We start from the raw sequence: 13,045 nt of genomic DNA on the forward strand, positions 1-13,045 counted from the left end.
GCGGTTCGATCGTGCTGGTGCAGGTCGCGTGGAGGTGCGAGGCCGTCGCGGAGTTCTCGGGGTGAGCGGCAGTCTAACGGCTTTCGGATCGGAGCTCGCGCAGCAGGAGGACGGCGCGATCGTGCTTGATCTCGGCCGACTCCACGAGCCGGTGGACGAGGAGGTCGACCTCCGCGCCCTGGGCCCCGGCCCCGAGGGCGACCGAGCGGGCGTGGAGCGACATGTGGCCGCGCTGGATGCCCTCGGTGGCGAGCGCGCGCAAGGCCGCGAGATTGCTGGCGAGTCCGACGGCCGCCATGACTTGCCCCAGCTCGGCGCCCGAGGTCGCGCCGAGGATCTCGAGCGCGAGCCTGGCCGCGGGATGCACCTTGGTGGCGCCCCCGACGACGCCCACAGCGGCAGGCAGGCTGATCGCGCCGCACAGCCAGCCGTCGGCGTCGACCCGCCAGGTGGCGAGCGGACGGTAGGCGCCGGTGAGACCCGCGTACGCGTGGGCGCCGGCCTCGATCGCGCGCCAGTCCTGGCCGGTGGCCAGCGCGACCGCGTCGACGCCGTTCATGACACCCTTGTTGTGGGTGGCGGCGCGGTAAGGGTCGAGCTCGGCGAAGCGCGAGGCGGAGGCGATGCCGGCCGCCGCGGCGGCGCCGGAGAAGCCGCGCCCGGCCAGCGCGCCCGGGGGCACGCGGCAGGTGACGTGGGCCCGCCGGCGGTCGGCGAGGTTGCTGAGGATCCGCAGACCGGCTGTCCATCCGGTCATGTCCGAAAGGCGGGGCGCGAGGACCTCGGCGATCGTGTTGAGGAGGTTGGCGCCCATCGCGTCCTGGCAGTCGACGACGACGTCGACGACGAGCATGTCGGGCGCGAGGACGCGGACCAGCAGGTCGCGGGCGCCGCCGCCGCGGGCGACGAGGCGCGGGTGGGCCGAGTCGGCCAGCGCGAGCAGGTCGGCGCGCGCGGCGTGGATGGCGGCGACGGCGAGGTCGGCGGCGTCGCCGGCCTTCGGCGCGGTGAGCTGGACCTGGGCGATCATCCACGGCGGGTCGCTGCGGGCGTAAAAGCCCCCGCCGGCGCGGATCATCTTGGCGGCGTTGGAGGCGGCGGCGACCACCGAGGCCTCCTCGACGGCCATCGGCACCAGGAAGTCGCGGCCGTTGATGCGGAAGTTGGTGGCGACGGCGAGCGGGAGCTCGAGCGTGCCGATGACGTTCTCGATCAGGTTGTCGGCGCTGCCGAGATCGAGGCTGCCGGGGTCGAGCGCGGCGAAGCGGTCGCGCGGGATCCGGGTCGCGCTGGCGACGGCGTCGCGGCGGCCGTCGACGCCGAGGCGGAAGAAGCCCGACATGCGCGACGACAGCGGCGGCCGCTCGTCGCGGCGCAGGCCGGGCGCGGCGACCGGGAGGCGACCGATCGCGCACAGGCCGTGCTCGCGCTGCAGCCGCTCCGCCAGCAGGTCGAGGTCGGCCTGGCGGGCGGCGAACACGACCACGAGGTCGCCGCCGCCGGCGCCGCTCGGCTTGGCGGCGAGGCCCATGCGCGCGGCCTGGTCGACGATCGCGGCGATCGCCGGCGTGACGATCGGCGCGTCGCTCATGCGCTGCAGCGCCCGCAGGCCGTCGTTGTGGAGGGCGACGGCGTCGCGGATCGCGGTGAGGCCGATGTCGGGGTCGGGGCTCTCGTAGCCGCTGCGGAACAGCTCGGCGGCGCGGCGGAGCTGGGCGGTGGCTGCCGCGTAGGCTTGCGGGTCGCGCTCGCCGGCGACGCGGACCTGCTGCACGAAGGAGGCGGTGTCGGCCGGGGCGCCGGCGTCGAAGAAGCCGACGTGCAGCCAGGCCGGGTGGGCGACGGCGACCGGGGCCTCGCCGCGGGCGAAGGCGATCGTGCCGCCGAACACGGCGCAGGCGACGTCGGCCCCGCTGCCGCCGCCCTGGACCTGGGCGTGGGCGGCCTGGGCCAGGCGCAGGGCGATCGCGCGGACGGCCGGGTCCTCGGGGTCGTGGCCGGCCTCGGCGAGGTGGAAGCCGACCACCGCGGCGACGGCGGCGGCCGAGCTGCCGAGCCCGAGCTTGCGCGCGCCGGCGGCGAACGAGCCGGTGTCGACGCTGGTCAATGGGCCAGGTGCTTTGGTTCCTGTGCTTTCGGACAGGAACTGGCGGACATGCGCGTAGGCGGCCTCGGTCAGCGGCGAGGCCGGCGGGCGATCGGGGTCGTCGCAGTCGGCGGCGACGGCCCGGCGGCCGACGGCGGTGACGAGGGCGGTGGCGCCGGCGAGCACCGCGTACTCGCCGATCAAGAACGCCTTGCCCGGGGCGGAGACGGCCAGGCGGGTCACGCGGTCACCTCGACGGTGGGGTCGGGGCCGGGGCCGACGACGTCGACGGCGTGGACGCCAGGGACGGCGCGCAGGCGGACGGCCAGCTCGTCGGCCTGATCCTCGGCGCACAGCACCTTGACGTGCGGGCCGGCGTCGCTGGTGACGTAGCCGCGCAGGCCCTCGGCGCGCAGGCGCCACACGGCGTGGATGGCGTCGAGGGTGGCGCCGCGCCAGTACACGATCGGCGGGCGGCTGGCCATCATGCAGGCGTGCATCTTGAAGCAGGAGTGCTCGAGGATGTCCCCGAGGACAGCCAGGTCGCGGGCCGCCAGCGCGGCCTCGGCGGCGGCGAGGTCGGCCTCCGAGGTGTCGACCCACGGGCCGTAGTAGGGCGAGGTGTCGCGGCTGCGCTGCATGCCGGCGGTCGAGCCGATCGCCTTCGGGCCGCGCTCGGTGTGGACGATGAGCAGGCGGACGTCCCAGTGCGACTGCGGCTGCAGCGGGTAGGCCCGGCAGTCGCTGCCGTCGGGCAGGACGCCGCGGTCGAGGCGGACGAAGCCGCCCCACAGCGAGCGCGCGGCCGAGCCGGAGCCGCGGCGCGCCAGGGCCGAGAGGGCGGCGCGGCCGGGGTCGTAGTCGAACGCCGCGGCGGCCGCGAGGGTCAGCGCGGCGAAGCCCGAGGCCGAGCTGGCCAGGCCGGCGGCGGTCGGCAGGTAGTTGTGCGAGCGGACCTCGCAGGCCGGGCGCGGGCCGGAATTGCCGGCGGCCTGCCACACGCGGTCGAGGTGGCGCAGGACCTTGGCCGCGACCTCGCCCGAGGCTGGCTCTTGGTTCAGGTGGAAGGAGTCCTGGTCGGCGGGACCGACGGTGGTCTCGCTGCGCAGGCGATCGAGGGTCAGCGACAGCGAGCCGACGGCCGGCAGGTTGAGATCGGCCGGCGAGGACTCGCGCTTGCCCCAGTACTTGACGAGGGCGATGTTGGTGTGGGCGACGGCGCGGGCGCTCTTCATGACGCGGCGACCTCGACGAACAGCGGACGGAGGGTGGGGAAGGCGGCGGTGAGGCGAGCGGCGGCGTCGGGGGCGTCGCCGGCGAGGGCCAGCAGGCAGCCGCCGCAGCCGGCCCCGGTGAGCTTGGCCCCGCGCGCGCCGGCGGCCCGCGCGTCGGCGGCCATGCGGTCGAGCGCGGGCGAGGAGACGTCGAGCGCGCCGAGCAGGCCGTGGGCGACGTCGAAGAGGACGCCGAGGGTGTCGAGGTCGCCGTGCTCGATCGCGTGGATGCCCGACTCGACGGCCTGACCGATGGCGATCAGGACCGGGCGGACGACGCTCGGCAGGTGCTCGAGGCGGCTGCGGCAGCGCGCGACCTGATCGGCGGTGCTGCGCGGGATGCCGCTCGGGATGATGCACAGCGGCAGCGGGGCGCCGGGGACGATCGACCGCGGCGGCTCGCCGCGGACGTAGCGGAGGACGCCGCCCTGGGCGGCGACGCGGCTGTCGAGGCCCGAGGGCTCGCCGTGGAACACGCGCTCGCCGGCCAGCGAGGCGGCGACGACGTCGTCGATGCTCGCGTCTGGCCCGAAGACCAGGCGGGCGAGGGCGACGGTGAGCGCCGCCGAGGAGCCGAGGCCGGCGCGCGCGGGCAGGGCGCTGGCGCCGTGGAGCGCCCAGCCGGTGACGGGGCCGTCGCAGTGGGCGAGGACCTCGAGGCAGGCGCGGGCGACCGGGTGGTCGCTGCCGGCGTGCAGCTCGAGGTCGAGGTCCCAGGCGGGGATCGTGAGGGTGATCGGCAGGCGCGGGTCGGGCCGCGGGCTGGCCTCGAGGACGATGCCCTGCGGCAAGCCGGCGGCGACGGCCGGGTAGCCGTAGACGACGGCGTGCTCGCCGAGGACGATGACCTTGCCGTGCGCCTCGGCGCGCGGGTGCAGCGGGATCGTCATCGCCGCGGCTCCGGGACCCAGCGGGCGAGGGTGGGGCCGAGCACCCGCGGGGCGCGCTGCAGGTCGGCGACGGTGCGCGAGCCGGTGAGGAGCATGATGCTGCGGACGGTGAGGACGACGCGGCGGAGGAAGGCGACCACGCCGTCGTAACCGCCGGCGCGGTGGGCCTTGAGCACCGGCGCCGCGAGGCCGCCGGCGGTGGCGCCGAGGGCGACGGCGCGGGCGACGTCGCTGCCGGTGCGCAGGCCGCCGGTGGCGACGATGCCGCGGAAGCCGAGGCCCTGGACCTGCAGGACGCTGGCGGCGGTGGGGATGCCCCAGTCCCACAGCTCGTCGGCGAGGGCCCGCTCGTCGGGGTCGACGGCGCGGTGGGCCTCGACGGCGACCCAGCTGGTGCCGCCCGAGCCGCTGACGTCGAGGTGCTCGACGCCGACGCTGCGGACCCGCTCGGCGACGCCGCGCGACAGGCCGCAGCCGGTCTCCTTGACGACGATCGGGATGTGCAGCTCCTCGACCAGGCGGCGCAGGGTGTCGAGGCCGCGCGAGAAGTCGCGATCGCCGCCCGGCTGGACGATTTCCATGGCCGGGTTGAGGTGGATGCAGAGGGCGTCGGCGCCGGTGTCGCGGCACAGGGTCGCGATCTCGGCGGTGCTCATGGCGCGGGCCTGGACGATGCCGAGGTTGCCGAGCAAAAGGACGTTCGGGGCGTGCTCGCGGACCTGGAAGGTGTGGGCGGTGTGCGGCCGGACGAACATGGCCCGCTGGCTGCCGAGGCCGAAGCCGAGGCCGAGCTGGTCGGCGGCCCGGGCGAGGTCCTGGTTGATGATCGCGGCCTCGTCGGTGCCGCCGGTCATCGCCGCGATGACGACGGGCGCGCGCAGGCGCTTGCCCAGGAGCTCGACGCTCGGATCGACGTCGTCGAGGTGCATCTCGGGCAGGGCGTCGTGGACGAGCTCGACCTGCTCCAGGAGGCTGGTCTTGTCGCGGAAACCGACGTTGTCGCCGGCGCACAGGGCGAGGTGGTCCTTCTTGCGCTGCGAGATGTCGAGGCGGTCGGCCATGAGCCCCGGCAATGTAGCTGCTAGCCCCAGGAGGCCGCCCGCTCCGCCGCGCGCCCGCCCGTGCGGAAACTCGTTCGCGCGGCCGGATGTCGCACGGGACGGGCGCCGGCGCCGCCCGGGCCCGTGATCCGCAGCACAGGGCGGCCCGGCTTCGGGTGATCCCGCAGCCCGTCCCCACGCGCGCGCACGGGCGTTCGAACTGCGTTCGCGGAACATGTCGGATCGGGCATGACCTTTCGGGCAGGCCCTTGCAGGCCGCGCGGTGCGGCCGTGCGGGACGGTGCGCGAGGAGATGGCCTGCTCGCCGCCCGTCGCATGACCTCTCGGGCAGGTCATCGCAGGTCGCGCGGCGCGGCCATGCGGGTGACGGGGAGCGGAGTGCCGTCGACGAGGGTGAGGGTCTGCTCGCCGGCGGTCGGCAAGAGCAAGGCGGAGACGTCGCCGGTGTCGCGCTCGAGGACCGCGCCGCGCTGGTCGCCGTCGACGGCGAAGATCCAGCCGCCGACCCAGCCGTCGGCCTCGCCCCAGAACAGGCCGAGGTCGTCGCCTTCGACCCGCTCGCCGGTGACGTCACGCTCGACGCCGCCGAGCTCGAGCGCGCCGGCGAAAGCGTCGTCGGAGAGGTCGAGCACGAGCCGGGCGTCGCCCGCTCCGGCGACGCTGCCGACGCCGCGGTCGAGCTGTCCGTAGAACCAGGTGCCGAGCGTGGCCTTGTCGCCGGTGCCGTCGCAGGCGTAGGCGGCGACGACATCGTCCTCGGCGACGACGGCGACCCAGATGTCGCCGGCGCGGCCGACGAAGACGCCGTCGGCGGGCGGAGGCTCGGCGCCGATACAGGCGGACAGGGCGAGCGCGGCGAACGGGACGAGGCGAGCGACCCAGGACGACATGCGAGGGTGATACTTCGCGGGCGGGCCGGCGTCACGGATCCTGCTCCGGACGGCGGCGGCGAGCCGGTTCCGGCCCGCCCGGGCGCGAGGCCGCGCGAGCGTTCCGGCGCGCGCGATGGTCAGCGGCGGCCAGCTTCGCGTCCCCGAGGCACGCGGCGTCGTGGCCGGCTGCGCCGGCGACCGGCGAGCACGGGGCGACCGGGGCGGAGGGTGGCGCCGCGGCGGCGAGACCTCGCGGTGAGCTCGCGGCCGCGTGCGTCGAGGGTCCAGTCCGCGAGCCTTCTTCCCGCGACCCGGGGCGCGCGTTTGCCCTCGACCTGCCGCCCTGCTAGAGGTGGCGCATGGTAGTCGTCGTCGCTCGTAACGTGCTGATTTTTTCCGTTCTCTCCACGCTCTGGCTCGCGGCCTGCGGCTCCGATCGGGACCCGCTCGACTCCGCCACCGGGGCATCGAATGGTCCGACAGGCGGTCCGAGCGGGGGGCCGAGCGGGGGCCGAGCGGCGATCCCAGCGGCGATCCGACCGATGGGCCCACGAGCAGCGGCACCGACACGGGCGGCCAGAGCCAGGGGGCGTGCGAGCAATACCTGGCGTGCGTCGCGGCCGTGTCGCCCGACGCCCTGCCCGAGGCCGAGGCGACGTTCGGCCCGGGCGGCACCTGCTGGCAGAGCACCCCCGAGGTGGCGCAGGGCTGCGTCGACACCTGCGCGTCGGGGCTGGCGACGTTCGCCACGCTGTACCCCGCGGAGCCGGCGTGCGGCGGCGGGGTCGGGACGACCGGCGAGCCGACCGGGACCACGAGCGAGGGCACGACGACGACCGACGGCGCCACGTCCGTCGATCCGTCGGTCGGACCGATGACGACCGACGTCGGCCCGTGCAACGACGTCCCGGACCAGCCCCTCCACGCGAGCTGTACCGACGCGAGCGGCTGCGGCTGCGCGTCGGGCAAGTGCTTCGTCGTCCCGGCGCTCGGCGGCTTCTGCGGCGAGTGTGTGGCCGATTCCGACTGCGACGGCGGCGGCTGCACGGTGGCCAACCCGTTCGCCGGCATCGGCTCGCAGTGCAACGACGGCGGGCCCGGCGACGGCTGCCAGTCCGACGCGGTCTGCTCCGACCCGAGCAACGGCGTCTGCGGGACGGTGCTCGAAGTCCCGGGCATCATCACCGTGGAGACCTGCGGCGAGTGCGAGACGAACGCCGACTGCGGCGGGCAGACGCCGGTGTGCGCCCCGAAGTACGACCTCGCCAAGTTCAGCGGCCGGCTCGACTGCGTCGCGGCGGGCTCGGTGCCCAACGGCGGCGGCTGCTCCAGCGACGCGGCGTGCGCGTCGGGGCGCTGCGGCGAGGCCAGCATCATGGGCCTGCTGCAGCTCGGCGTGTGCGGCGAGTGCCTGACCGACGCCGACTGCAGCCCGGGCGAGCAGTGCCTGGATCCGGAGGTCGACCTCCAGGGCGGGCAGGTGTTCGGCGCGACGTGCGTGTGAGCCGGAGGCGTGATCGAATCGGTGAGCAGGACATGCCCGCACGGGCATGTCCTGTTCGGCATGTCCTTTTCGACATGTTTGAACCGACATGGTACGAAGGCGCGGCGGGCTCCGGCTCGCGCGTGCCGGCGGCGCGGGCGAGGCCGAAGTCGGTGACCTGGACCCGGCCGTCGACGTCGAGGAGCACGTGGTCGGGCTTGGAGTCGCGGCGGACGAGGCCGGCGTCGTGGGCCGCCGCGAGGCCGCGCCCGGCCGCCTGGAGCACCGCGAGGATCTCGCGCCAGGTGCGTCGCCGGTGGCGCATCGGCGCGCCCAGGGTCACGCCGCGCGCGAACGCCATGGCGACGAAGAGCTGGCTCTGGTACGCGCCGACGCCGTGGACCGCGACCACGCCGGGGTGCGACAGCTTGGCCTGGGCCTCGCGCAGGCGGGCGCGGCGACCTCGTCGGCCGCGGATCAGCTCGATCGCCACCTTGCGCTCGAGCTCGGGATCGAAGGCGGCGTAGACGACGCCCATACCGCCGGCGCCGATCCGCTCGAGGACGAGGTCGCGGCCGCGGCGCTCGGGCTGGGCGTCGGGATCGGGGGCCGGCCGGGGCCCGGAGTCGGTCTGCAGCAGGGCGCGGTCGGTGCTGTCGCCGGCCAGGTGGCGTCCGGCGAGCGAGCGCCGGACCTCGGCCGACGCGCCCGTCTCGGCCGCCAGGGTCGGTGCCGAGCCGGCCGGCGGGCCGTGCTGCCCGCGCGGACGATGGCATCCGGCCCCGCCCGGGCGCGGTGAAGCTGTCTCTCGGGACATGGCACCGCGGCGTGACGCGGCCGGCGCGGCCGGGCCCGGTCGAATCGTCGCGGTTGCGCCGGGCCGGCCAGTCGCGCTACGGATCGGCGCGATGCAACCGACGCAGAGGCTCCCCAACGGCGTGACAGTCTACAAGTGGCCGCACAACGTCGAGCCGACGGCCGAGTCGGTGGCGGCCGAGATGGCCCGGTTCGGCTTCCGCAGCTACGACCTGCAGACGGTGCCGCCGTGGTTCTTCCGCAGCCGCCACGCGCACGACGAGGAGGAGATCCGCGGGGCCGTCAGCGGGGTGACGACGTTCCACTTCGACGAGGGGCCGGTGACGCTCGAGGCCGGCGACATCCTGATCATCCCGTCCGGGGTGCAGCACGAGGTCCGCAGCCACAACGGGCGCACGTTCTCGGCCTACAAGGGCTCGCGCAGCGGCGAGCGCCGCGTGACCGAGCACGGCGACGGCCGCGGCAGCGTCGAGGACCTGGCCCGGGGGAGCGAGTCGTGAGCCACCTGATCGCGCTCGACCTCGACGGCACGCTCGAGGACAGCCGCGACGACATGGTCGCGGCGGTGCTGCGCGTGCGGGCCGGCTTCGGCCTGTCCGAACAGCCAGGCGAGACCTGGCGCCCGCACGTCAACGCCGGGATGGACCACCTGTACCGCCAGTGCTTCGCCGACTACGTCGGCGCCGGCGGGGCGGTGGACGACGTCCGCGCCGCGTACGAGGCCGACTACCTGGCCCACATCGCCGACACGACCCGGCTGTACCCGGGCATGGGCGACGCGCTGGTCGAACTGGCGGCGCTCGGCTCGCTGGCCTGCGTGACCAACAAGCCGGAGCGGCTCAGCGCGGCGCTGCTCGCGGCGCTCGGGGTCGGGCGCCTGTTCTCGGCGGTGATCGGCGGCGACACCCTGCCCGAGAGCAAGCCGAGCCCGCGGGTCCTCGCCGAGGCGAGCCGCCGCGTCGGCCGCACCGGGACGGCGCTGATGATCGGCGACTCGGCCGCCGACGTGAAGTGCGGGCGCGCGTTCGGGGCGACGACGATCTGGTGCGCGTGGGGCTACGCGGCCGACCCGGGCGCCGAGACGCCCGACCACCGCGCGGCGACGCCGCTCGAGCTGCCGCGGCTGGTGCGCTCGCTGGTCGGGTGAACCTGTCCGGAAGGACAGATGGCGACGGGCGTTCGCCGGACGGAGCCCGGCATGTCTCGTCGGGCATGCGCGATCGAGCATGTTTCAAAGGGCATGCCCTTGAGGGCATGCCCGTACGATCATGTCTCCTCGACCAGGGTCAAGGGCGGAGCTGGAACACGGCGTCCTCGAGCCAATCGTTCAAGAAGACGCCGTCGGGGTCGAGGGCGGCGCGGTGGGCGAGGAAGGCGTCCATCATCGGGTAGCGCTCGCGGACGGCGCGGGGGTGCAGGAGGTACTTGCCCCAGTGCGGGCGGGCGCCGGGGATCGCCAGCATCTCGCCGCTCCACTGCTCGTAGAACGGCTCGGCGTCGCGCGCCGAGCGGGTGGTGACGACCTCGATGTCGCAGATCGCCCGGCCGTGCGCGGGGGCCAGCAGCGCCGCGCTCGGGCCGATGAAGCGGGCGTGGACGACCATGTTGACGGGGAAGCTGGCGGCGCGGGCCAGGTGCTCGATGAGGCCGATCGTGCGCCGCCAGGCCTCCTCGGCGTCGGCCAGCGGCACGCCGTAGGACATGTCCCAGCAGCGCGGGTAGGCCCGCTGGTAGTGGAAGGCGCGCGAGGCCGGGGCGACGGCGCTGCCGGGCGTCATCGACAGCCGCGGCGCGAGCTGCATGAACGCCGGGGTCAGCTCGGGGGCGACGCGGCCGAGCAGCGGCAGGACCCCGTTGCACGAGGCGAAGGTGCAGGCGTAGGTGAAGGCGAACTTGAGGCGGTCGGCCAGGGTCGCGCCGGCGTCGGGCTCGTCGGTGCGGCGCATCAGCTTGCACCACAGGGTGTCGGTGAAGGGGAACCAGTAGAGCTCGACGAATTCGTAGGTGGCGAGCAGGTCGGGCAGGCCGCCGAGGACGTCGTCGACGCCGATCATGCGGTCCTCGACGTGGAGGTGGAACTCGGGCCAGCAGCGCATGGTGACGTCGTGGACGACCCCGAGGGCGCCGAGCGAGCAGCGGGCGGCGTCGAACAGCGAGCCGTCGGCGGCGCTGAGGTGGTGGACGTCGCCGCGGGCGTCGACGAGGGTGAGGGCGACGACCTCGTCGGACATGGTCGAGGTGTGGAGGCCGGTGCCGTGGGCGGCCACCGCGATCGCGCCGCCGACCGAGATGTCCTGAAAGATGGTCGGCGAGATCAGGGTGAGGCCGCGGGCCTGCGTGAAGTCGACGAGGTCGCGCACGGTCGCGCCGGCCTCGACGCGGATCGCCGGGGCGCCGTCGAAGCTGGTCTCGTGCATGCCGCGGAGCCGGCCGAGATCGATGAGGCTGCCGCAGGTGGGCACGAGCGGGCTCCACGAGCACGAATTGCCGAGCGGACGGATCCGGCCCTTGCGCCCGGCCCGACGCACGGCCTCACGCAGCTCTTGCAGGCCGCGGGGGCGGTAGAGGTCGGCGGTGCACGCGAGGTTGTCGTTCCAGTTGCGCCACTTGTAGTTCGCGATCAGCTCCACGGTCGGCTCGCTCAGATGTTGATGCTGTTGGGGACCAGCCGCGGCAGCAGGTACGGGTAGGGCCGCGGCCGCGCGCGGTTGCGACGCTCGATCTCCCGCTCGATCGCCGCCAGGTCGGCGTGCAGCCGGGCGACCACCAAGCGGGCCGCGGCGACGCGCCCGAGCTCGTAGTGGCGGTAGTCGCCGAAGCGATCGAAGCGGTAGAAGGCGATCTGGTTGTTCTGGAACTGCTCGGCGCCGACGTCGAGCGGGGGCAAGGTGTCGGCGATCCGGGCGGCGTCGACGACCTCGCCCTCGCGCGGCGGGGGGCGATAGGCGGCGCCGGGGAAGGCGGGGACGTAGGTGAAGTGGTCGGTCTGCGGGAAGTGGACGGCGGCGTGCCCGGGGCCGGCGATGAACAAGAACTGCGCGAGCAGGTCGACGAGGGCGTCGCGGCCGTCGAGGCCGCCGGCCGGCAAGAGGCCGCGCAGGCGCCCGCCGTCGTCGGCCTGCAGCTCGGCGACGAAGGCCTGCAGCTCGGCGTCGGCCCGCACGGCCGCGTCGGCCGGGTAGTAGAGGGCGACGTAGTCGGCGACGAAGCGGCGCAGGACGGGGGTCCACAGGCGGGCGTCGTCGCGCCACGGGTACTCGCGCGGGCCGTCGCCGACGCCGCGCGCGGCCAGGTCGGCCTCGATCTCCTGCTCGCGCACCGACCAGCGCTCGTAGCTGCGGCGCATGATGTTGCGGGTCTCGGACAGCTCGCCGGCGTAGAGGGTGGCGAACAGGCCGCCTGGCTTTTTGAGCAGGTTGAAGGCGGCCCGGTTGACGGCCATGGTGTGCTGGGTGTGCGGCCGCAGCAGCACGTGGATCGGGTGCGAGGGCGCGAGCTGGCGCCGCGAGCTGACGGCGAACGGCTCGGCGACGTAGTGGTGGCGGTAGATGTGGCTCGACAGCGCCTGCAGGTTGAACTCGGCGATCTCGACGTAGGTCTTGGCGAGCTCCCAGCGCGGGCTGCCGTCGCGCAGGTAGACCGGGTTGGGATCGGCGGCGCCGGGCTGGTCGACGCGGATCGCCACCGGCACGAGGTCACACTGCGGATCGCGGCCGGGCCGCTGGCAAAACAGCGCGATCGGGGCCGGGAGGTACTTGCCGCGCCAGCGGGTGTCGCGACCGCCGGCGCCGTTGGGCGCGAGGCTGCGGGCCAGCAGCTCGAAGTCGGCGACGAACAGGTTGCCGGCGGCGTGCTCGCCCGCCAGCGTGGCCCCGGGACCGAGCACGCGCGCGAGCTGATCGTCGGTCACGGGCAGCCGCGCGCGCAGGTCGGGGAGGTCGCGCACGCGGGCGAGCAGCAGCGGGTTGGGGCCGTCGATGCGGTTGCGCGCGAACAGGCCGTCGCGCTGGTGCTCGGTGACGGCCGCGGGGAAGCGCAGGCCGAGCCGCTCGCTGAACAGGCCGCGAAACCCGGCCAGCTTGTCGATGCCGCCGAGGACGCCGCGCAGGCGGTACCACAGCTTCTTGGCCTGGGCGTCGGCGACGGCGCGCAGCAGGTGCGGGAGGTACGGCAGGGCCCAGCGCGGGCCGTACAGCTCGTTCAGCGGGAACTCGCCGGCGACGGCGATCGGCGCCAGCGGGTTGTCCTCGCTGCGCGCGTAGGTGTAGCGCTCGCGCGCGAGGCGGAGCGCCCGACGCCGCGCGGCCGGGTCGGGCTCGTGCTGCGGCAACGAGGGCGACGGGTCGGGCTTCATCGAGCTCGACCGTAGCACGCCGATCCAGGCGGGGGCGCAAGGCACCTGTTCGTAAGGACAGGCGATCCGGACGCGCGGCCGTCGGGCTCGCGCTCCGCGGACCGGGGTCGCGGCAGCAGACACTGCATGGGTCCAAAGCGCGTCCTGGCGCCCCCGGGCGAGGTCACGCGCGCGGGCGCGGAATCATCCATGACCTCGAGGACAGGTCA

Annotated in this window: 10 protein-coding genes and 1 pseudogene; 3 read left to right on the plus strand and 8 right to left on the minus strand. The window is 74.9% G+C overall.

What is annotated here, in order from left to right; all coding sequences use genetic code 11:
* Positions 1-73: 73 nt before the first annotated feature.
* The 5 genes from NAEX_RS54200 to NAEX_RS46275 all read right to left on the minus strand — a co-directional run bounded on the left by NAEX_RS54200 (position 74) and on the right by NAEX_RS46275 (position 6,201).
* Positions 74-2,329, minus strand: a complete 2,256-nt coding sequence (locus NAEX_RS54200; protein WP_096334319.1) for a hydroxymethylglutaryl-CoA reductase, degradative — start codon at positions 2,327-2,329, stop codon at positions 74-76.
* Positions 2,326-3,321 (minus strand): diphosphomevalonate decarboxylase, encoded by a 996-nt coding sequence (mvaD, locus tag NAEX_RS46260; RefSeq protein ID WP_096334320.1) that lies wholly within the window; start codon positions 3,319-3,321, stop codon positions 2,326-2,328. The genes NAEX_RS54200 and mvaD overlap by 4 nt, the downstream gene beginning before the upstream one ends.
* Positions 3,318-4,250, minus strand: coding sequence for a mevalonate kinase (gene mvk / locus NAEX_RS46265; protein WP_096334321.1), 933 nt, complete (start codon positions 4,248-4,250; stop codon positions 3,318-3,320). The genes mvaD and mvk overlap by 4 nt, the downstream gene beginning before the upstream one ends.
* Positions 4,247-5,311 carry a type 2 isopentenyl-diphosphate Delta-isomerase gene (fni, locus tag NAEX_RS46270; protein WP_245914024.1) on the minus strand — a complete coding sequence of 355 codons (1,065 nt, stop codon included), beginning with the start codon at positions 5,309-5,311 and terminating at the stop codon, positions 4,247-4,249. Before fni ends, mvk begins: the two co-directional genes overlap by 4 nt.
* 332 nt (positions 5,312-5,643) lie before the next feature.
* Complete coding sequence (locus NAEX_RS46275) at positions 5,644-6,201, minus strand: hypothetical protein (protein WP_096334323.1); 558 nt, start codon at positions 6,199-6,201, stop codon at positions 5,644-5,646.
* A 604-nt stretch (positions 6,202-6,805) separates the two neighbouring features.
* Between NAEX_RS46275 and NAEX_RS53590 the strand changes: the two genes are divergently transcribed.
* Complete coding sequence (locus tag NAEX_RS53590) at positions 6,806-7,687, plus strand: hypothetical protein (RefSeq protein WP_245914025.1); 882 nt, start codon at positions 6,806-6,808, stop codon at positions 7,685-7,687.
* Positions 7,688-7,862: 175 nt separating this feature from the next.
* Here NAEX_RS53590 and NAEX_RS54855 read toward each other — a convergent pair.
* Positions 7,863-8,483 (minus strand): annotated as a pseudogene (locus NAEX_RS54855) (protein kinase domain-containing protein); the annotation flags it as partial.
* A gap of 91 nt (positions 8,484-8,574) precedes the next feature.
* Between NAEX_RS54855 and NAEX_RS46285 the strand changes: the two are divergent.
* Complete coding sequence (locus NAEX_RS46285) at positions 8,575-8,982, plus strand: AraC family ligand binding domain-containing protein (RefSeq protein ID WP_170136611.1); 408 nt, start codon at positions 8,575-8,577, stop codon at positions 8,980-8,982.
* Positions 8,979-9,629, plus strand: a complete 651-nt coding sequence (locus NAEX_RS46290; RefSeq protein WP_096334325.1) for an HAD family hydrolase — start codon at positions 8,979-8,981, stop codon at positions 9,627-9,629. Before NAEX_RS46285 ends, NAEX_RS46290 begins: the two co-directional genes overlap by 4 nt.
* Positions 9,630-9,768: 139 nt before the next feature.
* On the opposite strand, the gene NAEX_RS49270 is transcribed toward NAEX_RS46290, so the two are convergent.
* Both NAEX_RS49270 and NAEX_RS46305 read right to left on the minus strand, forming a co-directional pair.
* Positions 9,769-11,112, minus strand: coding sequence for a D-arabinono-1,4-lactone oxidase (locus tag NAEX_RS49270; protein ID WP_170136612.1), 1,344 nt, complete (start codon positions 11,110-11,112; stop codon positions 9,769-9,771).
* Positions 11,113-11,123: 11 nt separating this feature from the next.
* Positions 11,124-12,836, minus strand: coding sequence for a lipoxygenase family protein (locus tag NAEX_RS46305; protein WP_096334327.1), 1,713 nt, complete (start codon positions 12,834-12,836; stop codon positions 11,124-11,126).
* Between the last annotated feature and the right edge of the window lie 209 nt (positions 12,837-13,045).

This window comes from Nannocystis exedens (genome assembly GCF_002343915.1).
Lineage (GTDB): Bacteria > Myxococcota_A > Polyangia > Nannocystales > Nannocystaceae > Nannocystis > Nannocystis exedens.